Genomic DNA, 22575 nt, shown 5'->3' on the forward strand with positions numbered 1-22575 from the left:
CTGCCTGGGTTGCACTCACTGGGGAAACACGGTTGAGGGACAGACTCAAACTGCCGTCGAGTCTAACTGATTTTGTCCGGGTTTCGACCTCGTCCGTTCGGCCAGGTTCTGCCCTGGGAGCGCGTTTGTTATGCTGTCGCTTCAATGGCCGGTGCGCTTTTCGCGCATAGCTCGTGCCGCACGTTTTCCCCAGGATCCATGCTCCAGCTCTTCTATTCGAACCGCTATGAAACCCTTGTCGGCGCGCTGCTCGACGACCTGGCACAAGCGCCGTCCGACCCCTGGACCGCGCAGCCGGTGATCGTCCCGAGCGCGGCGGTCAGGCGCCGGCTCGAACTCGATATCGCCGCGCGGCAGGGCATCTGCGCGAATGTCAATTTTGGTTACCTCGCGCAGTGGCTGTGGGCGCAGATCGGCGGCGTGATCGAAGTGCCGAAGCATTCGCCGTTCGCGCCGGACCGCCTCGTGTGGCGCTGCTACCGGTTGCTGGGTGACACGGGCGAAGCGTTGCCATGGAACGCGTCGCTGCGACTGCGCACCTATCTCGACGCGGCGGATGCGTCGATGCGCTACGAACTGGCGCGCCGCGTGGCCACGGTACTCGACCACTATCTGACCTATCGCCCCGAATGGTTGCTGCAGTGGCAGAAGGGCGGTTCGATCTTCGCCAGCGGCGCGTTGGACGAGACCGGCCCGCGTCTTGCCGGTGCAAGCGATGCGGCGCGCGAGGACGAGCGCTGGCAGGCCGCGTTGTGGCGCGCAGTGCTCGCGGAGTTGGCCGGCAACGCGCAGACGCCGGCCGCCGCCTTACCGCCCGCGTATCGTTTTCTGGAAGACATCGGCACGCTCGACCTCGAAGCAATTTCGAACGCGCGCTGGCCGGAAGCGGTGAGCGTGTTCGCGCTGCCGACCATGCCGCCGCTGCACGTCGCGCTGTTGCGGGCGCTGTCGCGTTGGGTCGACGTGCGTTTGTACGTGATGAACCCGTGCCGCGAGTTCTGGTTCGACGTGGTCAGCGCGGGGCGCGTCGAAGCGCTCGACGCGGCCGGGCAACTCGACTATCAGCAGGTCGGCCATCCGCTGCTCGCTGAATGGGGACGTCAGACTCAGGCGCAGTTGCACATGCTGCATGAACTGACCGAAAGCGCCGCGTCCGGCGAGACCGGCGACTTCACCGAAAACCCGGAACCGAGCTGGCTCGCCGCCGTGCAAAACGGCATTCTCGATCTACGGCCGGAAACGGATGCCGACGAGTTGCCGATCGAGCGCGGCATCGAGGTCCACGTCTGTCATAGCTTGTCGCGTCAACTGGAAGTGCTGCACGACCGCCTGCTAGGCTGGTTCGACGAGTTCGGCGATCTGCAGCCGTCCGATGTGCTGGTGGCCGTCTCCGACCTCGCGGCGGCCGGCCCGTTGATCGATGCGGTGTTCGGCACCACGCCCGCTGGCGACGCGCGCCGCATTCCGTATCGAATCACCGGTTTGCCGCCGTCGCAGGCCAATCCGGTCGCGCGTTTGCTGCTCGACTGGCTGGCCTTGCCCGAGCGCAGCGTCGGCGCGCCGGATCTGATCGAATGGCTGCGCGTCGACGCCATCGCCGCGCGCTACGAGATCGACGCGACGTCGCTGGAAGCCGCGCAGGAATGGCTGGCGGCGGCCGGTGCGCGTCGTGGGCTTGCGCCGGTCCCGCCGACCGGCGAGCACGTGCCGATCGCCCGACATACGTTCGCCGACGCGCTCACGCGTCTCTACCTCGGCTACGCCATGCCCGAAGGCGGCGAACCTGTCGACGCGTGGCTGCCGGTGGAAGGCGCGGGCGGTTCGAGTGCCGAACTGCTAGGCCGCCTGTCGCGTTTCGTCGACGACGTCGAGTCGTTCGCGGCGCAATGCGCGATCGAACGAACGCCCGTCGAATGGACGCAGTTGTTGCTCGAAACCCTCGCGCAGAGTGTCGACGGCGGCGTCGAGTTCGCCGATTCGCTGGCGGCCGTGCGCGACGCGATCGACAAGATGGGCGACGCGATGCAGGCCGGCGCGCAACACGTGCCGCTGCCCGCCGCGGTGGTGCGCGGCGCGCTCACCGAAGCGCTCGACGACCCGGCGCGCGGTGGCGTGCCCTGGGGCAGCGTGACGTTTTCGTCGCTGACCAGCTTGCGCGGCTTGCCGTACCGGATCGTCTGCCTGCTCGGCATGGACGACGGCGTGCTGCCCAGTCTCGCGCGGGCCGACGAGTTCGATCTGATGGCGGCGTTCGGCAAAGCCGGCGACCGCCAGCGCCGCGACGACGAGCGCAATCTGTTCCTCGATCTGCTGCTGGCCGCGCGCGACCAGTTGTTCATCGCGTATACGGGCCGCAGTATTCGCGACAACGCGCCGTTGCCGCCGGCCGCGCTGGTCGACGAATTGCTCGACCATCTCGCGCAGGTGTCGGCGGGCGAGGACGCGAGTCCGGCGGAAGTCGAGCGCGCGCGTCATGCGTTTATCGTCGATCACCCGTTGCAGGCGTTCGCGTCGGACTATTTCGTGCCGCACAACGAGCTGTTCAGTTACGACGCCGATCGCGCGGAACTGGCCACCCTGCTGGCCGCGCCACAGCATCCGGCGGCGGGGCCGTTCTTCGATCAACCGTTGCCGCCCGAAGACGCTGCGGAGCCGGTGGCCTTCGACGAATTCGTGCGCTTCTGGCGTCATCCGGCGCGGGCGCTGTTGCGCGACCGTCTGGGCATCGTGTTGTCGGACGCGCAAGGCGAGTTGCTCGACACTGAGCCGTTCGACCTGGACTACGCGGGGCGCGACGCGTTGGCGGAGCGTCTGTTGCCGGTGCTGCTCGACGTCGACATTGAAGACGACATCATGTTCGAACGCGTGCGCCGCGTGGCCGCCGCGAGTCCCGAATTGCCGGGCGGCGCGACCGGCGCGGTCTGGCGCGCGCGTGAACTCGGCGCGCTGCGCCAGCTTGCGGACAGCGTGCGCCGCGAGGTCGCCTCGGGCGTCGAGCGTTTGCCGTTCGTGCTCGACATTCCGTCTCGCTGGCCCGATAGCGCGGACATGGCCGGCGCGTTATTCGGTCCTCACGACACAGCGTTGCGCGAAGCGGCTCAAGCGCCGCTGCAACTACATGGCACCTTGAATTTGCTGACTGAAACCGGACAGGTGATTTTCCGCTACGCCAAGCCGACCGCGCGCGATTATCTGTCCGCGTGGCTCGCGCATCTGGTTTATTGCGCCGCGCGGCCGGATGGCCCGCGCCGCACCGTCTGGCATGGCAGCGGCGAGAGCTTCGAACTCACGCCGGTTGCCACGCCGCTCGACCAACTGGCGCCGCTCGCCGCGTTATTCAGGGCAGGGCGCAGACTACCGCTGCGCTTCTTCCCGAAGAGCGCGTGGACCAAGGTCAGCGAAAGCGACTCCGCCGCGCAAGGCGTCTGGATCAACGACCGCGTGCGCGGCGAATCCGACGACGCCGCGTTGCGCATCGCGCTGCGCGGCACGCCGCTCACGCTCGACGAACCGTTCGGCAGCCTTGCGTCGATCGTGTTCAAACCGCTGGTTCAACACTTGCGGAGCGCGTCATGAGCGGCGCCATGCACAGTTATGCGCTGGTCGCCGAAGAGCTCGACGTGTTCGGCTGTTCGCTCGACGGCGTGAACCAGATCGAGGCGTCGGCGGGCACCGGCAAGACGTGGAACATCTGCGCGTTGTACGTGCGTTTGCTGCTCGAAAAGAACCTGAACGCGGATCAGATTCTCGTCGTTACGTTCACGAAGGCGGCGACCGCCGAACTGCACGAACGGATACGCGGTCGTCTCGCGGAGCTGCATCGCGCGATCGAAATGGACGACGACGGCGGCGATCCGTTTATCCAGCGTCTCTTTGAAACGACGCTGGCGCCGGACAGCGGCATCGAGCGCGACGCCGCGTTGAAGGTAGTGCGGCGCGCGCTGCGCACCTTCGACCAGGCGGCGATTCACACCATTCACGCTTTCTGTCAACGCGCGTTGCAGGAGGCGCCGTTCGCCGCCGCCATGCCGTTCGCGTTCGAAATGGAAGCCGACGACGCCGCGTTGCGTTTCGAAATGGCCGCCGATTTCTGGCGCGAACAGGTCGAACCGATTGCGCACGCGCATCCCGCGTTCGCCGCCTGGCTGGTGGCCAAACGCGCCGGTCCCGCTTCACTCGACGAGCAACTCGCGCGGCGTCTGAAAAAGCCGTTGGCGCAATTGCGTTGGGGCACGGTGGACGCGAGCGGCGGCAACGCCGATCCGCAAGCCGGCTTCGACGCCGCTTGCGAAGTCTGGCAAGCGGAGCGCGATGGGATTGTCCGCCTGCTTGCCGACGCGCAAGACCGTCTGAGCAAGACCACGCACAAGCCTGACCATGTGAGTGCCGCGATCGCCGCGTGGACCGATTACTTCGCGCAAGGCGACTGCCATGCGCCGCCGCCGCGTGCTGCGTTGAAGCTCACCGTGTCGGCGTTGAAGAAGGCGACCAAGGTCAAGTTTGAACCGCCCGAACACGTGTTCTTCGAGCACGCGGAAGCGCTCGCGGCAGCCGTGATCGCGGCCGAAGCCGCGCAACGCGCGCGCTGGCTCTCGCTGGTCGAGAGCTGGCTCGACTACGCGCCGGCCGAACTGGTGGCGCGCAAGCGCACGCGCCGGGTGGTGTCGTTCGACGATCTGTTGTCCAACCTGTACCGGGCGCTTGACGCGAATCCGTGGCTGGCCGACGCCTTGCGCGCACGCTATCCGGCCGCGCTGATCGACGAGTTCCAGGATACCGATCCGCTGCAGTTCGCGATTTTCAGCCGCATCTTCGCGCCGGCCGGTCCGCTGTTCCTGGTCGGCGATCCGAAGCAGGCCATCTACAGTTTTCGCGCGGCGGATCTGCATACGTACCTGGCGGCGCGCGCGGCGGCGTCCGCGTGTTACACGCTGGCAGTCAATCAGCGCTCGACCGCGCCGATCGTCGAAGCGTGCAACCGTTTCTTCGAAGCCAATCCGCGGGCGTTCGTGCTGGACGGCCTCGACTATCAGCCGGTGCGCGCGGGCGAACGGCGCCGGGCGCCCTTCGTCGATCCCGACGCGAGCGGCGGCGATTTCCGCATCTGGACCTTGCCGCAAGGCGACGCCGCGCTGACCAAGCGCGACGCGCAGCGCGAAGCGAGCGAAGCGTGCGCCGCCGAAATCGTGCGTCTGTTGCGCGGCGCGCGACATGGCGCGGTGACGATCGGCGACGCGCCGCTCGCGCCCGGCAATATCGCGGTGCTGGTGCAAACGCACCGGCAGGGCAGTCTGATCAAACGCGTGCTGTCGGCGTGGGGCGTGGGCAGTGTCGAACTGGCGCAGGCCTCGGTGTTCGCTACGCTCGACGCCGAGCAGATCGAACGCGTGCTAGCCGCCGTCGATACGCCCGGCGATCTGCGCCGTCTGCGCGCCGCGCTGGCGACCGACTGGCTCGGTCTCGACGCCACGTCGCTGTGGCGCCTCGAGCAGGTCGCCGACGCACCCGCGCCCGCCGACGATCCCGCGCATGCCGCGGACGCGATGGGTTGGGTCGAGCGTTTTTCGCGCTATCGCATGCTGTGGCATGAGCGCGGCTTCGCGGTGATGTGGCGCACGCTGATGCGCGAACTGCGCGTCGCGCAGCGGCTGGTGGCGGGCGTGGACGGCGAGCGCCGGCTGACGAACGTGAATCATCTGGCTGAACTGGTGCAGGCGCGCGCCGCGACCCAGCCCGGGATCGCGCCCACGTTGCGCTGGCTCGCCGCGCAACGCACGCAGGGCGGCGGCGAAGACGCGCAGTTGCGGCTCGAATCCGACCGCAACCTCGTGCAGATCGTGACCGTGCACAAATCAAAAGGGCTCGAATACGCGGTGGTGTTCTGTCCGTTCCTGAACGACGGCGCGTTGCGCGATCCGCCGTCGTCCGGTTTGCCCGACGCACGCGAGTACCACGACGACGACGGCGCAGCGGTGCTGCATTACGGTTGCGACGACGAAGAGGCCGAACGCGCGTCGCGCTATGCGTCGCGCGAGCAGGCGGCCGAACGCGCGCGGCTCGTGTATGTGGCGTTGACGCGGGCGGTGTACCGCTGCTATCTGGTCGCCGGCACTTATCTGTCGTCGCGCTCGACCAAGGAGTCGCGCCGCAGCGTGCTGAACTGGCTGGCGGGCGGTGGCGCTGACAGTTTCGACGACTGGCTCGCCGAGCCGCCCGACGAAGCCGCGTTGGCCGCGAGCTGGCAGGCGCTGGCGGGCGGCCCGGTGACGCTGCAGCCGTTACCTAAGGTCGAGCGCCGCGTGCCGCTGGAGAGCTTGCAGGACAGCGGCGCGCGGATGCAGGCGCGCGCCAGTCGCCGGCCGTTGCGCGATCAGTGGCGGATGGCGAGTTTCAGCGGACTGATCGCGGCCGGCAGCAAGGCCGAGGAGATGCATGCGCCGGCTGAGGAAGTGCGCCCCGATCACGACGAGATCGCGGATGCGCTCGCGCCGCCGCCTATGCTCGTGCCCGCGCCGCAAACGCCGTCTTACGCGGACGACGACATTCTCGCGTTTCCGCGCGGCGCGGCGGCGGGCGAGTGTCTGCATCGCATGTTCGAACTCGCCGACCTTAGCGACCCGACCACGTGGCCGGATGCGATTCGTGGCGCGTTGCGCGAACGTCCGGCGCCGGCCGTGCCGGAACTCGCCGCGCGTCTGCCCGCGATGATGCATAACCTGCTGACGGACATCGTCAATACCGAACTCGTGCCGGGCATGACGCTCGCCAGCTTGAATCCGCAACGGCGGCTGAACGAACTCGAGTTTCTGTTCGCCGCGCCGTCGCTCGATTTCCCGGCGTTGCGCGGACTGCTGGTCGAACACGGCTATCCCGATGTCGCACTGGAACCCGGCGTGCTGCGGGGTTTCGTCAAAGGATTTATCGACATGATCGTCGAGCACGACGGACGCTTCTGGGTCGTCGACTGGAAGTCGAACCATCTGGGCGACACCGTCGCCGACTATGGGTCGGCGCCGCTCGAAGTTGCGATGGCGAGCCACGCGTATCACCTGCAGGCGTTGCTTTATACGGTCGCGTTGCATCGCTATCTGAAGACGCGGGTGCGTAATTACGCGTACGACACGCATATCGGCGGCTACCTGTATCTGTTCGTGCGCGGGGTGCGTCCGGATTGGCAGGATGCCGACGCGGCAGCCGGCGTGCATGTGCGCCGGCCCGCGTTCGAGCTGGTGGCGTTGCTCGACGCGGCCATGATTGGAGGTGGCGTATGAGCACGTTCGATCAGAACGTGTCCACGCCGCCGGAAATCGACGACATCGGCGTGAGTTTGCCCGCGCCGGCCGATTTCAGCGTCGCGCTGGCCGAGGGTTTTGCACGCCGCATCGGGACGTTGGCGCGGCGTGGCGGGGCGTCGACCGAAGCGGTGAAATGGGCGGCGCGGGGCGCGTTCGCCGCGAGCCGCGCGACCGATGAAGGCCACGTGTGCGTGCCGCTTGCGGTGCTGGCGCGGCGCTTCGATGCGTCGAGCGCTGAAGTGCGCGCGGCGTTGTTCGCGAGCGGCATGGCGAGCGATGGGTCGCAGACTTCGGCGGCGTTGCGGCCGCTGGTGATCGATGGGCAAGGGCGCTTGTACCTCGCGCGTTACTATGATTACGAGCGGCGCCTGGCGCGCTCGCTGGTGGCGCATGCGGGGGCGGGCGACGTTGCTGGAGATGGGCGTTCTACGCAGCGGCAGACAACGGTCGGCGCGGTGCATCCGGCGCAGGCGCTTGCCGTTGAGCGCGATGCCGAAGCGGCGACGTCTCGAAGTAGCGCCGATGCGGATGGCAAAGCGGACCTTGAAGCGAACGCACAAGCCAATGCAGCCGCGCTTCACCAACGCCTGCTGCGCTACTTCGGCCCACCCAGAGACGACGAAGTCGACTGGCAGCGCGTCGCGGCTGTCATGGCATTGTCGGGGCGCCTGACGATCGTCAGCGGCGGACCGGGCACCGGCAAGACCACCACCGTGGTCGGCGTGCTGGCCTGTCTGCTCGATGCCCGCGCCGATTTGCGCATCGCCCTCGCGGCGCCCACCGGCAAGGCCGCGCAACGCATGCAGGAAGCCTTGCTCGCGCGCGCCGGCGATTTGCCGCCCGAGCTGGCCGCGCGCTTGCCGCAGACGTCGTACACGTTGCATCGCCTGCTCGGCTTCGGGCCGGGCGGACGCTTCCGGCACCATCGCGACAATCCGTTGCCGTACGACGTCGTCGTGATCGACGAGGCGTCGATGATCGATGTCGCCATGGCCGCGCATCTGCTCGACGCGATCGCGCCGCAGACACGGCTCGTGATGCTGGGCGACAAGGATCAGCTCGCCGCCGTCGAGGCCGGCGCGGTGTTCGCCGAACTCAGCGCGCGGCCGGCGTTCACGCAACCCGGCTTGCAGCGGATCGCCGACGCTTTGGGCATCGACAAGGCGAGGCTCGCGCAGGCGTTGCCCGACGTCTCGCGCGGCGCCGACGAAGAGCCGGATGCGTTGTTCGCCCACGCCGACACCGCTGCGCCTGACGACATGGCGTCGTCCGCCTCCCATGCCCGCAATCCGCTGGCCGATTGCGTCGTCTGGCTCGAACGGAATTACCGGTTCGGCCTCGACTCGCCGATCGGTCGGCTGTCGGTGGCGATCCGCAACGGCACGGCTGCCGCTGCGCTTGACGTGCTCGTCATCGATCCGGTCGAAGCGTGCGCCGCGGCGCTACACGAAGACACCCAGGCGACGCTCGCCGAGCGCACCGTCGCGCGACTCGCCGCGGGCTTCGCACCGTATGCGGCCGCACTGGCCGAAGCACTCGCCGCCGACACGCCGGACCCGCTGCCGTTGTTCGACGCGCTGAACCGTTTCCGCATCTTGTGCGCGACCCGCTCCGGACCACGCGGCGTCGATCAGGTGAATACGGTCATGGCCGCTCAGGTGCGGCGCTCGGCTGGGGTGACGCTGGCGGTGGGCGCGCATTGGTTCGCCGGGCGTCCGGTGATGGTGACGCGCAATGACTACGCGCTGGGCCTGTTCAACGGCGACATCGGCATTGCATTGCCGGGGGCGGGCGGCGCGTTGCGCGTCTATTTCCGTACCGGCGACGGCGGTCTGCGAGCGGTCTCGCCCGCCGCGCTGCCGCCGCACGATACGGCGTTCGCGCTCACGGTCCACAAGTCGCAAGGCTCGGAGTTCGAGCACGCGGTATTGATGCTGCCGGCGGTATTCAGCCGCGTGTTGTCGCGCGAACTGGTGTACACGGCGATTACCCGGGCGCGTGAGCGGGTCGAAGTGATCGGTTCGCGGGCCGTGCTGGCGCAAGCGATCGCGACGCCCACGCAGCGCGATTCGGGGCTGGCGGCACGGATCGCGGAAGCGTGGCGCTGATTAACCGGCTACGCCGTCCGCCGGCACGCCTGCTTCGCTGCGTTTGCGCAGGCTCTTGCGATACCACATGGTCCAGACCGTCAGCGCGCCGTAAATGCCGTAGCCGACGAACGGCGACACTACCAGGAAGCGCTCGATCGGCCACGTCAGCGCCATCCACGATCTGAGCGCCGTTTCGCCGGTCAGGCCGACGCCCCACACGAGCGTCATCATGCGCAGCGCGGTGGAGAGGCCCGGCCGTTCCTGCACCAGCGCTTCGAAGCGCGCGGCGCCGCCTTCCGTTTCACGCGCGACGCTGGCGCGCGCGAGGTAAAAGATCAGTGGACGGCGCGTTGGCAGAGACAGCAGAAATGCCACGCCGATCGCGCCGGACACCAGCGACTCGCGCAACAACAGCATGCGCGGACTGCCGCCCAGCGCCATGGCGCCGATCGACAGCACGATGCCGCCCACGACGATCATGCTGAGCGCGTCGACGCGCCGGAAGCGCACCAGTTCGATCAGGCTCCAGAGGATCGGCGGCACCGCGGAGGCGATCAGCGCGCCGGTCTCGCCCAGATGCGGATGCGAATACCGGTACACGAGCCACGGCAGCAGAAAATTGACGACCAGTTCCAGCACAAAACCCGGACGGAGTTTCATATGAATTTACGCTGTAAGCGGAGAGCGCAGTATCCGCGAACCGGGGGCGTCGACGCAAATAGTTTTTCGCATCGGCGCTCGTGTCCGATAGTCCGTAGCCCATGACGGGCTGCGCGCCGCGCGCCTCGCTGTGTACACTGACGTCTCTTTGCCCAGACCCGCCTCATGACTTCCCGCTATCCGATCCCGCCGAACGAAATCGAGTTGACCGCCGTGCGCGCGCAAGGCGCGGGCGGGCAGAATGTCAACAAGGTATCGAGCGCCATTCATCTGCGTTTCGACGTGCAGGCTTCGTCGTTGCCCGAGGTGTTGAAGATGCGCCTGCTCGCGCTGTCCGATCATCGTTTGACGCGCGACGGCGTGGTGATCATCAAGGCGCAGGAACACCGCACTCAGGAGATGAATCGCGCGGCGGCGCTAGCGCGACTCGATGAGATGATCGAGAGCGTCAGCGTGACGCGCAAGCCGCGGGTCGCGACCCGGCCGACGCGTGCATCGAATCGGCGTCGGCTGGACGGCAAGGCTAAACGCAGCGAGATCAAATCCGGCCGCGGCCGGGTGGAGGATTGATTGGCGTGATGTGGGTGACGCGGCTAACGCTTACCGCCGCGCCCGCCATGACGCACATCCGCTGTGGTCGCGGTGGGCACAAAATCCACACACAGCACATGCGTCCCGCCGTCGCGCTCAAACGCAATCGCCGCGGTATAGCAGTCCTGACCGTCAGCCAGCGAATAATGCGGACCCATCATTGCGACGCGTCCCGGTGCGGCGAGCGCATGCTTGAAATAGGCGCGCCGCGACCAGTTGCTGCGTGTGTCGGTATAGAGCGGCGCGAGCCGCAGCGGCGGCGGCGGCACCGTGGCGGCCGTGACTGAAGGCTGCGTCTGCTCGCCCTGGCCGTCGGTGATAAACACCCGGCGCGCTTCGCTCAGATGCCAGATCTTTTGCGCTGCCTGACGCAGATCGCCGGTGGTTTTGAAGGTGTCGACGGCGGCCAGCACGCTTTCCGCGAAGCCTTCGAAACCGAGCCGCTGGTGGCCCGCATGCTCGCGTTCGTACGCGGCGAACTTGGTCCACATCGACTCGATCAACGCCGGCACTTTGGCGCACGCCGCCTGCACCGATCCCTTCGGCTGACCGAGCCAGAAACCTTGCACGAAGTCGACGTCGGCCTGCATCAGAATCATCAGCTCTTCGTCGGTCTCGACGCCTTCGGCCAGCACCAGCGTGCCGGACTGATGCAGCATCGCGATCAGATGGCTGATCATCGAATCGTCGCCCTCGCGCTTGCCCGCGCGCGCCACCAGCGACCGGTCCAGTTTGACGATGTCCGGACGGAAGCGCCACACGCGGTCGAAGTTCGAAAAGCCCGTGCCGAAGTCGTCGATCGCGATCAGGAAATCGCGCGGTTGCGACGCGGCGAGCATGCTGGCTACAGCGGATTCGTCGTCGGCGGGTTGCTCCAGCACCTCGATCACGATGCGTTCCTGCGGCAACCCGAAATGCGCCGACAGTTCGTCGATAAAAGTGCGTTGCGGCCAGCCTGTTTCAAATACCTGCGGACGGGTATTCAGAAACAGCCAGCCGGTGCTGATGCCTTGCTCCATGAAATTCGCCACATGCAGGCAGCGCGCGATGCGGTCGAGTTCGCGCGCGTCGGCGGCGGAGCGGGTGCCGGAGAACAGCACTTCAGGCGAGACCGGCAGGCCGACCGGATCGAACGCGCGCAGCAAGCCCTCGTAACCCACCACGCACTGATGCGTGACCGACAGCACCGGCTGGAACACGCTATGCAGCGTCAAGGCACGCCACGTCGCGGTCCAGCCGGACTCGTCCCGGACCAGATGCGGCAGCAGGCCGCTCAGAGTCAATTCGCTGACGCTTGGCATAGACGCGGGCATAAAGGCGGGCACGAGAGCGGACATGGTGACATCGCGGCAAGCAGGTGACGGGGCGCGCAAACTGCTTCGGCGCGCAACGGATGCACAGCCCATTCGTCGGCAGGGCAGGACGGATACAGCCCAGGAACGCGCAGAGCGATGCCAGCCATGCCGGACTCCGGCGGAGTATTCAAACCAGTCTAGCAGTTTGCAATTCGCATGAATGTGCGGGTTATCACAGACGCGGGGACAGAACTGAGGGCCACGCGAAACCGCCTGCGACAAGCTTATCCGGCGGCTTGCCGGGCCCGCTTCTCGCGCGATCTGCCTGAATCCGTGTGCGCGTTCGCCGTGCATGAGGACAGATTGCGCGGCTCGCAATCAATCGTCCGTATGAAACCGAGCGTAGCAGCGCAGTAAATGGGCACCCGCCAAAATTTAGGCCAGGACGGTGCTCAGACGTTTTGGGTGGTGCGGGCGGTGTTGTCAGGCGAGACGCGAGGCGGTGAAAGCGCTCGTCTCGCGGCGCGCGGCGGCCGCCTGCACGATTGACGCCCGGCGGGTATGCTGCTGCTTCTTTTCGTGAATTGGAGGTCAGGCATGTCGGAAATCGCAGTGGTCGCAATCTCGGTGGCGAAGCCGGGCTATGAAGAGCAACTGCGTCAGGCGCTCGAAGGTATCGTCGGACCGACGCGCAAAGAGCAGGGCGCGCTTCAGTACGACCTGCATCGCGACGTGCAGGAGCCGCGCCGGTTTGTGTTCATCGAGCGTTGGGAAAGTCAGGAAGCGCTGGCGGCGCATGCCAGATCCGCGCATATCACGGCGTTTAAGAACGCCGTGACGGACTGGGTCGAACACTCGGAACTTCGCGTGGTGTCGAAGATCGTGTAAGTGGTCGAATGAGCGATCGAACGACGGGTTCGATCGCTTGACCGCTTTGCGCAACGGCGAGCGGCTGGCGGTCCGGAAAACGGTCCGCGCGGCGCTCGCCGTTGGCGTTTACAGCGTGGGATTAATGCGTGGCTTGCGGGACGTCGAGGATCAGGATGATGGTCCAGTCGGCGTCGCCATCATGGTGATACTGGCGTTCCGCGACGATGAACGGTTGCTGCTTGCCGTCCGGGCCGAGAAACAGCACGTCGCCTTCCATCGGCAGGCATTCGACGGGCGGCAGCGCCAGAAACGCTTCCTGACCGCCGCGCGGCATCAGTTTTTCGATTTTCTTTGATGCTGCTTCGGTCCATTCGATATCTAGCTGGATGTTGCTCATGCTGTCCTCCGCACCAGGGTGCGCACGGGTTAGGGGAGTCCGGCTGGGCGCCGGACGGTGCGCGACTGTAGCACACCGTCAGCGAGGCGCCGCGGCTTTGCCGACGGACCATTAGACAACAAAAAAGCCGAAGCCGGCGGTGCCGGCTTCGGCTTTTCACCTTCGCGGCGAGGCCACGGGTGACGGTTGTCGTGCGCTAAAAATCCAGGCTGCGGATTCGTGCGGCGAAGCGGCGCTTACGAACTGGCGGCGTCGGCCTTGGCGGCCTTCTTATGATGCGGAGCCATCTTGTGATGTTTCATCGGCATGGCCGGTGCGCTTTCCATCGCCTGCTGACGGTTTTGCAAATCTTGCGCACGTTGTTCGACGTCGGCGGCCTTGGCCGGATCGGTGCTCATCATGACGCCGTTGTCCTGCGCATAAGCCGCGCCCGTTACGGCACTGAGGGAAACCAGGATCGCCAGGGACACTTTCTTCATCGTTACCTCCGCAGAGTGGTTTATGGACCCGAGTATTTGCCTGTCCAAACGGAAAGACAATGCATTCTAGCCAGCAATATCCGCTCCAGCAGATGGTTTTGTAACTGCAATGACAATTCGTTACATCTTGTTACGTTGCGTCAACACAGGGTGCCCGGGACGATTCCGTTCAAATGCGCACGATTGAAATGCATTGCGGATATGGCAAACATTCGCATCTCTAAATAAAGCGGCGTGTTGTGCCACTCGCGTTTCAAAACCAGCCAATCGCGCGATACACATAAAACTGCGCGATGCCGATCAACTCGTGCAATGCAGTTTCCGCGCTCACCAGATTGTCATAACGCGGGAGTACACCGAGCTGTGCGTGACGAGTGTTCGAGATCATCGGTTGCGGCTCGAGGCCGAAGCGCCGGAAGTCGAGCAGCGCGCGCGGCATGTGATACGCGGACGTGACGAGTATCAAGGTGTCGTAGGGCGATCGGTTGAGAATAGCCGATACGTTGCGGGCGTTTTCGTAGGTGGTGCGGCTGGTGTTTTCCAGCACGATATCCGCGCGCGGCACCTGGTCGCGCAGCAGATAGGGCAGATAGGTATCGGCTTCCGCCGCGCTATGCCGCTGCGGATTGCCGCCGCTGACGATCACCTGGCAGATGGCCGCGCTCCGCTTGCAGGCGGCGTAGTTCTGCGCGCTCACGGCAATGCGCGCCAGGACGTCGCGCGGCGGCACGAGCACATGGTCGTGGTCGTAGCGGGTGCCGCCGCCGAGCAGAATGATCGCGGTGCGCGGTCCGAATCTGACAGGCATCGCGGTCTGTTCGCGCGGCTGCGCGAGGTCCAGCAATGGCGCGGTGAGCCAGCCCGCGGCGAGCAACCAGAACACGGCAATTGCGCCGACGGCAAGGGGGCGGCGGGCGCGTTTCCATAGCACGATTGCTGCAAAAAAAAGCGCTAATAAAGTGAATAGAATCAATTTAAATGGGGTAACGTATGACTTTCGGGATAAATCTACGGGCTTGCTATCGCGCCGCAGCGGTTGCATCGTCGGCTCGTGGACAGAACGCTAACATGCCGTTCAGACGGGGGTTCCGAAAACGAGGCCAGGCAGCACCTGGCGGATTCGGCCGCACCAGATGCAGCCAGATTCCAGCCAAGGGCGGGTGCTGAGCGCGTCACTGGTGGCGCGGTGATGTGTTGGGCATAGATGTGTCATAGCTGCACTTTAAGAAAGAAGTGAGATGACCACGTATTCCAACGAAGCGGTACTTGAAGCGCTGCGGCGGGCGCAATATCGCCAGGTCCCATGGGCCAGAAGGCCGGGTGTTTTCCAATATCTTCGCGCACTGGGTCTGATGGACACCGTTCGTCAGCGCACCGTCGCACCGGCTCCGGGATTTCACGCACCTGTCGATATCGCCGTGCTCACCGAGCGGGGCAGAGCTGAATTCATGCGGCTCGCACACGACGAACGCCTGCTCAGCTGGACCGCACAGCGCATGAACGACTACGTCGTCACCCCTGCCGAAACGCGGCCTGCCGCCGCGCTCGAAGTCCGGCCCTAGCGCCGTAGACAGGGACGCTGACGCTGCTCTCCGGCCGCTTCGCGCGGCTGGAAGTGACGGTATTGTTGCCGCGGTTTTGCTCCTGTTCAAGCCCATCATTTCCATCAGTTCCACGGCGCCGAGGGTTGCCGGGCGGCTTCTGCTCGCGCCCAAAAAAAAAGCCCGTATCGCGAGGATACGGGCGTACCGGATTTACTACTGCCACGCTGTGCTAATGGCATTAAATCAGACTAACGCGATGCCACCTGGTTCCCCAGCGATTCAATTCGTCCGCGAGATCGCGACTTAACGACGTCGCGGCGCATTCTCGCGCGGCATTTCCGGCCGCGCGCGCACATTACTGGCGATATCGCCGCGCAAATCGCCGCGCGGCGCCGGCGGCGTGAAATCACGGCCGCGCGTTTCACCCTGTTGCCAGGCTTCCACGCTGGCCGTTCGTTCCGGCCGCCAGTTCCATCCTTCGGGGCGCTGCTGGGCAAGCGCCGGTACGGCCATTGATGAAATCACAATGCCGCACAGAAGCAGTGACATTGGTTTCATGCTGAGCTCCCGTCAAGCCGATCGATTCAAGGCCTGTTTGCATATCCATAAGGTATGCCGGGTTGCGAAAGCACGCTGTAAGTAATAGTAAATGGATGTTTCATCCGCAACAAACGCGCGGCTTCAGCGGTCTGAAGTCGCGCGATATCAAGCTGAGCCTGGCGGGAGGGGACGACTGTGGTGGGCGCGCCGAAGGCGGTGCCCATAACCGGATCCGGCGGGCGTCGACGCGGACGCACGGCGGCCCAGATATACGCCGGGCGCCCGCAGGCGCCCGGAGGCAAAACAATTCGCGTCAGGCCATCTTGACCGGCGCGCGCCACGATTCCGGATTAGTCCAGAACGCGCCACGCAGACGATCACGGCTCGGCGGTGCCGGCGGCTTCGCGGCGGTCGCGCCAATGCGGCCGCGCAGCGAAACTTCACGACCGCTCGTGTTGAGTCGCTTAACTATTTCGGCGAGCGTACCATCGGCCTGCCACTCGTCGAAACGGCGGCGGCAGGTCGGCGGCGACGGATAGCGGCCCGGCAGCTTGGACCAGCCTTCGCCCGTCGACAGCACCCACAGCACGGCATTGACCACCGCGCGGGCTTCCACGCGTGGCCGACCGCGCCGTTCGCTGCGTGCGGGCTCCGCACAGAACAAAGCCTCGACCAGCGCCCACTCGTTGTCTCTCAAATCGTCGAACAGCATCATGTTTCACCTCAGCGAAGCTAACTCCGGTGCGCTGCCCCGCGCCGCGCACTCTCCATGCACTCGATAGGCGAGTGCCAAGGGGGGTCGGGCTTGCCACGGTCTGCTATGCAGTCAGAAGTCATGGCGCCGACCCTGTGTGCATGTAAATGCAGGAAGTGTGCCAAGTTGAGTCCGACCGCCTGAAAGCCCAGTGACAGCGGGCCAGCGCGGGCGCTAGCTAGGGGCGTATAAGAATCCAAAAAACCCATCCCGCAAATCAGGACAATCACCAATCTTGTGCAATCAGGCCCGTCCAGCGTGCGTTTGCGCCTTATTGCTGCATTGCAGCGATGTGCTTAAAAGCGAGTAAGGAGAGCGGTTTCGCCATACAATGCGCATTAAAGGACGAAATTGATGAGGTCGGTAAATGAATGTGACGCTGCGGCAACTAAGGGTTTTCATTGAGGTCGCGCGCTTGCAAAGCTTCAGCCGGGCAGGGGATGAGATCGGTCTGACGCAGTCGGCGGTCAGTCGTTGTGTGCGTGAACTGGAGGGCGAGATCGGCCTGAAGCTGATCGACCGGACGACGCGCGAGGTGCAGTTGACGGACGTCGGCGGCAATCTGGTGTCGAGCGTGTCGCGGCTGTTGACGGATCTGGACGACGCGCTGCGCGAGATTCGCGAAATCGGCGAACAGCGGCGCGGCCGCGTGGTGGTGGCCGCCAGCCCGACGGTCGCGTGCCGCCTGATGCCCGGCGTGGTGGCGGCTTGCGGGCGGCAGTTTCCTTACGTCACGCTGGGTTTGCGTGACGACGTGCAAAGCGACGTGGTGCGCAAGGTCAAGTCGGGCGAGGTCGATTTCGGGGTGATCATCGGTCCTTTCTCCGCCGACGATCTGCTCAGCGAGTCGCTGATGACCGATTCGTTCTGCGTCGTGTCGCGCGACGATCATCCGCTGGCGCTGAAAACAAAGGTGGCGTGGACCGACCTCGAGGGCCAGCAGCTCGTCATGCTCGATTACGCGTCGGGCAGCCGGCCGATCATCGACGCCGTGATGCAGGAATACGGCGTAAGCGCCACGGTGGTGCAGGAGCTGGGGCATTCCGCGACCGTTTTTGGGCTGGTCGAGGCGGGCGTCGGCGTCAGCGTGCTGCCGTGGTTGGCGTTGCCGCTGCCGGCGGGGGCGTCGCTGGTGGCGCGGCCGCTGGTGCCGCGCGCCGAGCGGACGGTCGAACTGGTGCGGCGACGCGATCGCTCGCTGTCGCCGGCGGCGGAGGCGGTGTGGGGGCTGATCCGCGAACTGCCGGCGCGGGCGGAGGATTTGGGGTGAGGGGGCAGCCGGCTTCGCCGTTCCCTGAACAGCCCTCGCGCTAAACTATCGCCGGTGCTGAATTTCAGCCTTTATCCTCCACCATCTGTCTGTGTCTGGAAGTCTCGATGAGCGAATCGGATCTGCCTGTGCCCTCCGTCCCCAATGCGCGCGACGCCGTACGCTCACTGCGTCCTTCGCAGATCCGCGAAGTCGCCAATGCCGGTTTCGGCGTCGACGACGTGTTGCCTTTCTGGTTCGGCGAATCCGACCGGGTCACACCGGCCTTCATTCGCGACGCCGCCAGCGCCGCGCTGGCCGCCGGCGCGACGTTCTACACGCACAACCTCGGCATCGCGCCGCTGCGCGCGGCGCTCGCGGAGTATGTCGGCGAACTGCACGGCCCGACATCGGCCGATCACATCGCGGTCACGAGTGCGGGCGTCAACGCGCTGATGCTCGCGGCGCAGCTGGTGGTGGGCGCGGGCGACCGCGTCGTCGCGGTGACGCCGCTGTGGCCGAATCTGGTCGAGATTCCGAAGATTCTCGGCGCGCAGGTGGAAACCGTGGCGCTCGGTTATGGCGAACACGGCTGGCAACTCGACATGGCGCAGTTGCTCGCGGCGCTGACGCCGGACACGAAGATGCTGCTGGTCAATTCGCCGAACAATCCGACTGGCTGGGTGATGAGCCGCGACGAGCAGCGCACCGTGCTGGCGCATTGCCGGCGCCACGGCATCTGGATCGTCGCGGATGAGGTCTACGAGCGGCTGTACTACGCGGCCGTGGACGTCAGCGGCTCCGCTATCGTCGCGGGCGCGCCGCAATCGCGCACCGCGCCGTCGTTTCTCGATCTGGCCTCGCGCGACGAACGCGTGATCTGCGTGAACTCGTTTTCGAAGGCATGGCTGATGACTGGCTGGCGGCTCGGGTGGATTGTCGCGCCGGCCGCGTTAATGGACGACCTGGGTAAGCTGGTTGAATACAACACGTCGTGCGCGCCGGCTTTCGTGCAGCAGGCGGGCATCGCCGCCGTTCAGCAGGGTGAGCGTTTTACGCAGGAGCTGGTGCTCGATCTGAAGGCGTCGCGCGACCATCTGGTGCGCGCGCTCTCGGGCATTCCGGGCGTCGACGTCAAGGCGCCGCCCGGCGCGATGTACCTGTTTTTCTCGATGCCGGGCGCGACCCGCAGCCTCGAGCTCTGTAAAGCGATGGTGCGCGAAGTCGGTCTCGGCGTGGCGCCGGGCAGCGCGTTCGGGCCGCAGGGCGAAGGGTTCGTGCGCTGGTGCTATGCGTGCGACACGGCGCGGCTGGACGCGGGTGTCGAGCGTCTCAAGCGTTTCCTCGCACAACACGGCGCTGCGGGTTAAGTGGCTTGAGCGAATGGCGGAAAAGGGCGAGACGGGACCCGTTTGAACGGGATTGACCAAGAAAACTCTGTTTTTTGTCCAATTACTCCCGTTTTTTCTCAAAAGCATGTCCGCCAACGTCTTGCTGGAAAATGCGCCGGGGATTTCGTCTTTACGCACTGATTGTTTTTGCGTAATATGGCGCTCAGTCACGCGGTTCCTTTCAGGAATTTCGCTGCTCCGTCCGGCTGGGTTTGGCTCGATAGTCTGTTTCGCCACCCCCCGGTGCGTGCTCCCATCAATATGACCGATCAGAATCGGGCGAGCGCGTCTTCAGTTCCAAATCGTCTGTTTGATCCGGTTCTTTGACCACAGGGTCTGACCTAGCTGCATGAATACCCAAGAGGCGAAGATCGTCCTCGAGACTGCCTTGATCTGCGCGCAGGAGCCATTAAAGCTCGGCGAGTTGCGCAAGCTCTTTGCCGACGGCGTGTCGGCAGACACCGTTCGAACTTTGCTCGAAGACCTCAGGCACGACTGGTCTGGGCGCGGTGTGGAGCTGGTCGGGCTGGCGTCGGGCTGGCGATTTCAAAGCAAGCCCGCGATGCGCTCGTATCTGGATCGTTTGCATCCTGAGAAACCGCCGAAATATTCGCGCGCGGTGCTCGAAACGCTCGCGATCATTGCCTACCGGCAACCGGTCACGCGTGGCGACATCGAAGAAATTCGCGGCGTGACGGTGAATACGCAGGTCGTCAAGCAACTCGAGGATCGCAACTGGATCGAAGTGATTGGTCATCGTGACGTGCCGGGACGACCGGCGCTGTACGCGACCACGCGTCAGTTTCTCGACGACCTCGGCCTGAAGGCGCTCGACGAATTGCCGCCACTGGCCGATCCGTCGGCACAGTTGAACGCGGATCTGCTTGGCCAGCACGCAATCGAGTTTGCCGACATCGGAACCGCTGCGCAGGCTTCGGTCGAAGATGAAGAGGCTGCACCAGACGCGGCGATGGAATCCGGCGCTAGCGAGGCAGAAGTCATTGCCGATGAATCGCTTGATGCGATTACCGCAGGCGAAGATCAGGATATCCCGCAAGCAGCAGGTGAGGCGCCGCTGTCGGACGCTGGCACGGACGGTTCCGCGCCCACGCCGGAAACGCATCCGGCTGCCGCGAGCGTTCAGGCCGCGCAAGAACATGCCGAAGAAACGGCAAACGTTGAACCGCAGACCGGCGTCGCCGAGTCCGCACAGCATCACGATCCGGTCTCCCAGGCCGATCCGGCAATACCCGCGCACGACTCGGGCGTACTCCGCGATACGGAGCACGCCGCCGAGCCGAACCCGACCACGGCGGCGCACGACGATTCTGAGGATCGTCGCGATGCCGCACAGGACGCAGGCATTCTGACCGACGACGAACCCGAGTCGCGCAGCGCTTGACGTAACCGAACTTTTTTTGCCACGCCCGCAATGGGCGTGCGCGACCTGACATTTTGAGGTTGTTTTGACACATACCCACGACACCGATTCGTCCGAATCCGACCGCGCCGTGCCGTCGGCGCGTGCTGACGAAACGCGCAACAAGCAAGCGTCGGCTGCCGAGGGCGAACGCCCTGCGCAGACCGCGGAAGCAGACGGCGAAGACCGTCCGCGCCGCGGCCTGCGCCGCGGCCCGCGCAGCCTGATTGCGCGCCGCCGCGCCGGAGCAAAGACGAAGGGCGCCGAAGGCGCAGCCGCGCAAGGCGCGCCGGTCGTCACCGAAACGCCGCCGGATGGCGAAGTCGTCGCGCAAGTGCGGATGCCGCGCAAGGATGCGGGCGCGAAGGGTCAGGGGCCGCGCCGCAACGCGACCGCTGGCGCGAAGCGTGAAGGTGGTCAGCGCGATGGCGCGCCTCGTGAAGGCCAGCGTGAGCGTCAACCGCGTGAAGGTGGTCAGCGTCAGGGGCGCCGCGGCGCCGAGGCGCCGGTAGCGGCGGCTGCAGCGCCGGAAGCCGGTCAGGACGATCTGTTCTCGTACGTCACGTCGCCGGCTTTCGACGCGGATAACGGCACGACCGGCGGCGCGCCCGCGCCGATGGTGCGCCGTGGCAAGCCTGCTGCGCCCAAGCGCGTGCTGGCCGCCGACGACGACGCGCCCAAGCTGCACAAGGTGTTGGCCGAAGCCGGCATGGGCTCGCGTCGCGATATGGAAGAGTTGATCGTTGCCGGCCGGGTGTCGGTGAACGGCGAGCCGGCTCACATCGGCCAACGCATCATGCCGACCGACCAGGTCCGCATCAATGGCAAGCCGGTCAAGCGCAAGCTGGCCAACAAACCGCCGCGCGTGCTGCTGTATCACAAACCGGCTGGCGAAATCGTCAGTCATGCCGACCCGGAAGGCCGTGCGTCGGTGTTCGATAGCCTGCCGCCGATGAAAACCGCCAAGTGGCTCGCGGTCGGCCGTCTCGACTTCAATACCGAAGGTCTGCTGATGCTGACCACGTCCGGCGACCTCGCGAACCGTTTCATGCATCCGCGTTATAGCGTCGAGCGTGAATACGCGGTGCGCGTGGTCGGTGAGCTGGCCGAAGGCATGCGTCAGAAGCTGCTGCACGGCGTCGAACTGGAGGACGGTCCGGCGAGTTTCCTGCGCATCCGCGACGGCGGCGGCGAGGGCACCAATCATTGGTATCACGTCGCGCTCGCCGAAGGGCGTAACCGCGAAGTGCGTCGCATGTTCGAAGCGGCCGGCCTGATGGTTAGCCGCCTGATTCGCACGCGTCACGGCGCGATTTCGCTGCCGAAGGGCCTGAAGCGCGGTCGTTGGGAAGAGCTCGAAGACAATCAGGTGCGTGCGCTGATGGCGTCGGTTGGCCTGAAGGCGCCGTCGGAAGAACGCGGCAGCCGCAGTTCGGCGCCGGAGCGCAAGCAGCCAGATCCGATGCAAACGTCGATGGGCTTTATCAACCGTGAACCCGTGCTGATGTCGCATGGCCGTTTCGATCAGCAGCAGCCGCGCGGTCAAGGCCGGCGCGGTGCGGCAGGCGGCGGCTTCGGCGGTGGCGCAGGCGGTGGCGGTGGGGCCGGCGGCGCGGGTGGTGGTTACGGCAATCGCGGCACGGGCCGTAGCGCCGGTGGCTTCGCTGGTCCGATGGGCGGCGGCGCGGCCGGTCCGCGTGGCGGTCGCGATATCGACGGCAATCGCGCGCCGTCGGGCAATGGCAATCGTGCGGCGGGTGGCGGCAAGCGCACTAGCGGCACAGGCGCCAATCCCGGCAGCGGCGGCGGTCGCGGGCCGGGCGCCAACCGTGGCGGCAATGGCAACCGCGCGGGAAGCGGCAACGCTAATCCGGGCGGCGGCGCCAACCGTAGCGGCGGCGCACCGCGCGGCCGCACACGCGGGCGTTAAGCAGCCTTGGTGAGGTCTTGAGCGGTATAACGGAGTAAGTTGTTAGTTTTTCAAGCACCCGTTAAACAAC

16 protein-coding genes and 1 pseudogene are annotated in these 22575 nt (G+C 65.6%); 10 read left to right on the forward strand and 7 right to left on the reverse strand.

Going from position 1 to position 22575, the window contains the following annotated elements; genetic code table 11:
• Nucleotides 1-198: 198 nt before the first annotated feature.
• From recC to recD, 3 genes are read left to right on the forward strand one after another with little or no spacing between them, the layout of a single operon-like run.
• The gene (gene recC, locus HWY05_RS08020) at nucleotides 199-3576 is read left to right on the forward strand and encodes an exodeoxyribonuclease V subunit gamma (protein ID WP_176057991.1); all 3378 of its coding nucleotides are present in this window, start codon (nucleotides 199-201) and stop codon (nucleotides 3574-3576) included.
• Nucleotides 3573-7271 carry an exodeoxyribonuclease V subunit beta gene (recB, locus tag HWY05_RS08025; RefSeq protein ID WP_176057992.1) on the forward strand — a complete coding sequence of 1233 codons (3699 nt, stop codon included), beginning with the start codon at nucleotides 3573-3575 and terminating at the stop codon, nucleotides 7269-7271. Before recC ends, recB begins: the two co-directional genes overlap by 4 nt.
• The gene (gene recD / locus HWY05_RS08030) at nucleotides 7268-9403 is read left to right on the forward strand and encodes an exodeoxyribonuclease V subunit alpha (protein ID WP_176057993.1); all 2136 of its coding nucleotides are present in this window, start codon (nucleotides 7268-7270) and stop codon (nucleotides 9401-9403) included. Before recB ends, recD begins: the two co-directional genes overlap by 4 nt.
• On the opposite strand, the gene HWY05_RS08035 is transcribed toward recD, so the two are convergent.
• Nucleotides 9404-10045: a VC0807 family protein gene (locus tag HWY05_RS08035; RefSeq protein ID WP_176057994.1), complete on the reverse strand. Its 642-nt coding sequence runs from the start codon at nucleotides 10043-10045 to the stop codon at nucleotides 9404-9406. It abuts the gene before it with no gap.
• Nucleotides 10046-10210: 165 nt separating this feature from the next.
• Between HWY05_RS08035 and arfB the strand changes: the two genes are divergently transcribed.
• Complete coding sequence (gene arfB / locus HWY05_RS08040) at nucleotides 10211-10615, forward strand: alternative ribosome rescue aminoacyl-tRNA hydrolase ArfB (RefSeq protein WP_035550959.1); 405 nt, start codon at nucleotides 10211-10213, stop codon at nucleotides 10613-10615.
• Nucleotides 10616-10638: 23 nt separating this feature from the next.
• On the opposite strand, the gene HWY05_RS08045 is transcribed toward arfB, so the two are convergent.
• A complete protein-coding gene (locus HWY05_RS08045; protein WP_035550955.1) occupies nucleotides 10639-11937 on the reverse strand; it encodes an EAL domain-containing protein in 1299 nt (432 codons plus the stop codon).
• A 591-nt stretch (nucleotides 11938-12528) separates the two neighbouring features.
• Here HWY05_RS08045 and HWY05_RS08050 point away from each other — a divergent pair.
• Nucleotides 12529-12819 (forward strand): putative quinol monooxygenase, encoded by a 291-nt coding sequence (locus HWY05_RS08050; RefSeq protein WP_035550953.1) that lies wholly within the window; start codon nucleotides 12529-12531, stop codon nucleotides 12817-12819.
• A gap of 121 nt (nucleotides 12820-12940) precedes the next feature.
• On the opposite strand, the gene HWY05_RS08055 is transcribed toward HWY05_RS08050, so the two are convergent.
• The 3 genes from HWY05_RS08055 to HWY05_RS08065 all read right to left on the reverse strand — a co-directional run bounded on the left by HWY05_RS08055 (nucleotide 12941) and on the right by HWY05_RS08065 (nucleotide 14650).
• Nucleotides 12941-13198, reverse strand: coding sequence for a hypothetical protein (locus HWY05_RS08055; protein ID WP_035550951.1), 258 nt, complete (start codon nucleotides 13196-13198; stop codon nucleotides 12941-12943).
• 236 nt (nucleotides 13199-13434) lie between these two features.
• Nucleotides 13435-13677 carry a hypothetical protein gene (locus tag HWY05_RS08060; RefSeq protein WP_035550948.1) on the reverse strand — a complete coding sequence of 81 codons (243 nt, stop codon included), beginning with the start codon at nucleotides 13675-13677 and terminating at the stop codon, nucleotides 13435-13437.
• A gap of 253 nt (nucleotides 13678-13930) precedes the next feature.
• Nucleotides 13931-14650 (reverse strand): YdcF family protein, encoded by a 720-nt coding sequence (locus tag HWY05_RS08065; protein WP_244146551.1) that lies wholly within the window; start codon nucleotides 14648-14650, stop codon nucleotides 13931-13933.
• 265 nt (nucleotides 14651-14915) lie between these two features.
• Between HWY05_RS08065 and HWY05_RS08070 the strand changes: the two genes are divergently transcribed.
• Nucleotides 14916-15239 (forward strand): hypothetical protein, encoded by a 324-nt coding sequence (locus HWY05_RS08070; RefSeq protein WP_035550943.1) that lies wholly within the window; start codon nucleotides 14916-14918, stop codon nucleotides 15237-15239.
• A 285-nt stretch (nucleotides 15240-15524) separates the two neighbouring features.
• Here the strand turns inward: HWY05_RS08070 and HWY05_RS08075 are convergent, their stop codons facing one another.
• Both HWY05_RS08075 and HWY05_RS08080 read right to left on the reverse strand, forming a co-directional pair.
• A complete protein-coding gene (locus HWY05_RS08075) occupies nucleotides 15525-15779 on the reverse strand; it encodes a hypothetical protein (protein ID WP_176057996.1) in 255 nt (84 codons plus the stop codon).
• Between the two features lie 307 nt (nucleotides 15780-16086).
• Nucleotides 16087-16473: pseudogene (locus tag HWY05_RS08080) on the reverse strand (transposase); the annotation flags it as partial.
• Between the two features lie 409 nt (nucleotides 16474-16882).
• On the opposite strand from HWY05_RS08080, the gene HWY05_RS08085 reads away from it, so the two are divergent.
• From HWY05_RS08085 to rluB, 4 genes are all read left to right on the forward strand, one after another.
• Nucleotides 16883-17785, forward strand: a complete 903-nt coding sequence (locus HWY05_RS08085) for a LysR family transcriptional regulator (protein ID WP_176057997.1) — start codon at nucleotides 16883-16885, stop codon at nucleotides 17783-17785.
• 107 nt (nucleotides 17786-17892) lie between these two features.
• Entirely contained in the window at nucleotides 17893-19134 is a 1242-nt protein-coding gene (locus HWY05_RS08090; RefSeq protein ID WP_176057998.1) for a pyridoxal phosphate-dependent aminotransferase, read from the forward strand.
• Nucleotides 19135-19504: 370 nt separating this feature from the next.
• The gene (scpB, locus tag HWY05_RS08095; protein WP_035550928.1) at nucleotides 19505-20557 is read left to right on the forward strand and encodes an SMC-Scp complex subunit ScpB; all 1053 of its coding nucleotides are present in this window, start codon (nucleotides 19505-19507) and stop codon (nucleotides 20555-20557) included.
• A gap of 64 nt (nucleotides 20558-20621) precedes the next feature.
• Complete coding sequence (rluB, locus tag HWY05_RS08100) at nucleotides 20622-22505, forward strand: 23S rRNA pseudouridine(2605) synthase RluB (protein ID WP_176057999.1); 1884 nt, start codon at nucleotides 20622-20624, stop codon at nucleotides 22503-22505.
• The last annotated feature ends 70 nt before the right edge of the window (nucleotides 22506-22575 follow it).

This window comes from Paraburkholderia sp. BCC1876 (assembly GCF_902833695.1).
Lineage (GTDB): Bacteria > Pseudomonadota > Gammaproteobacteria > Burkholderiales > Burkholderiaceae > Paraburkholderia.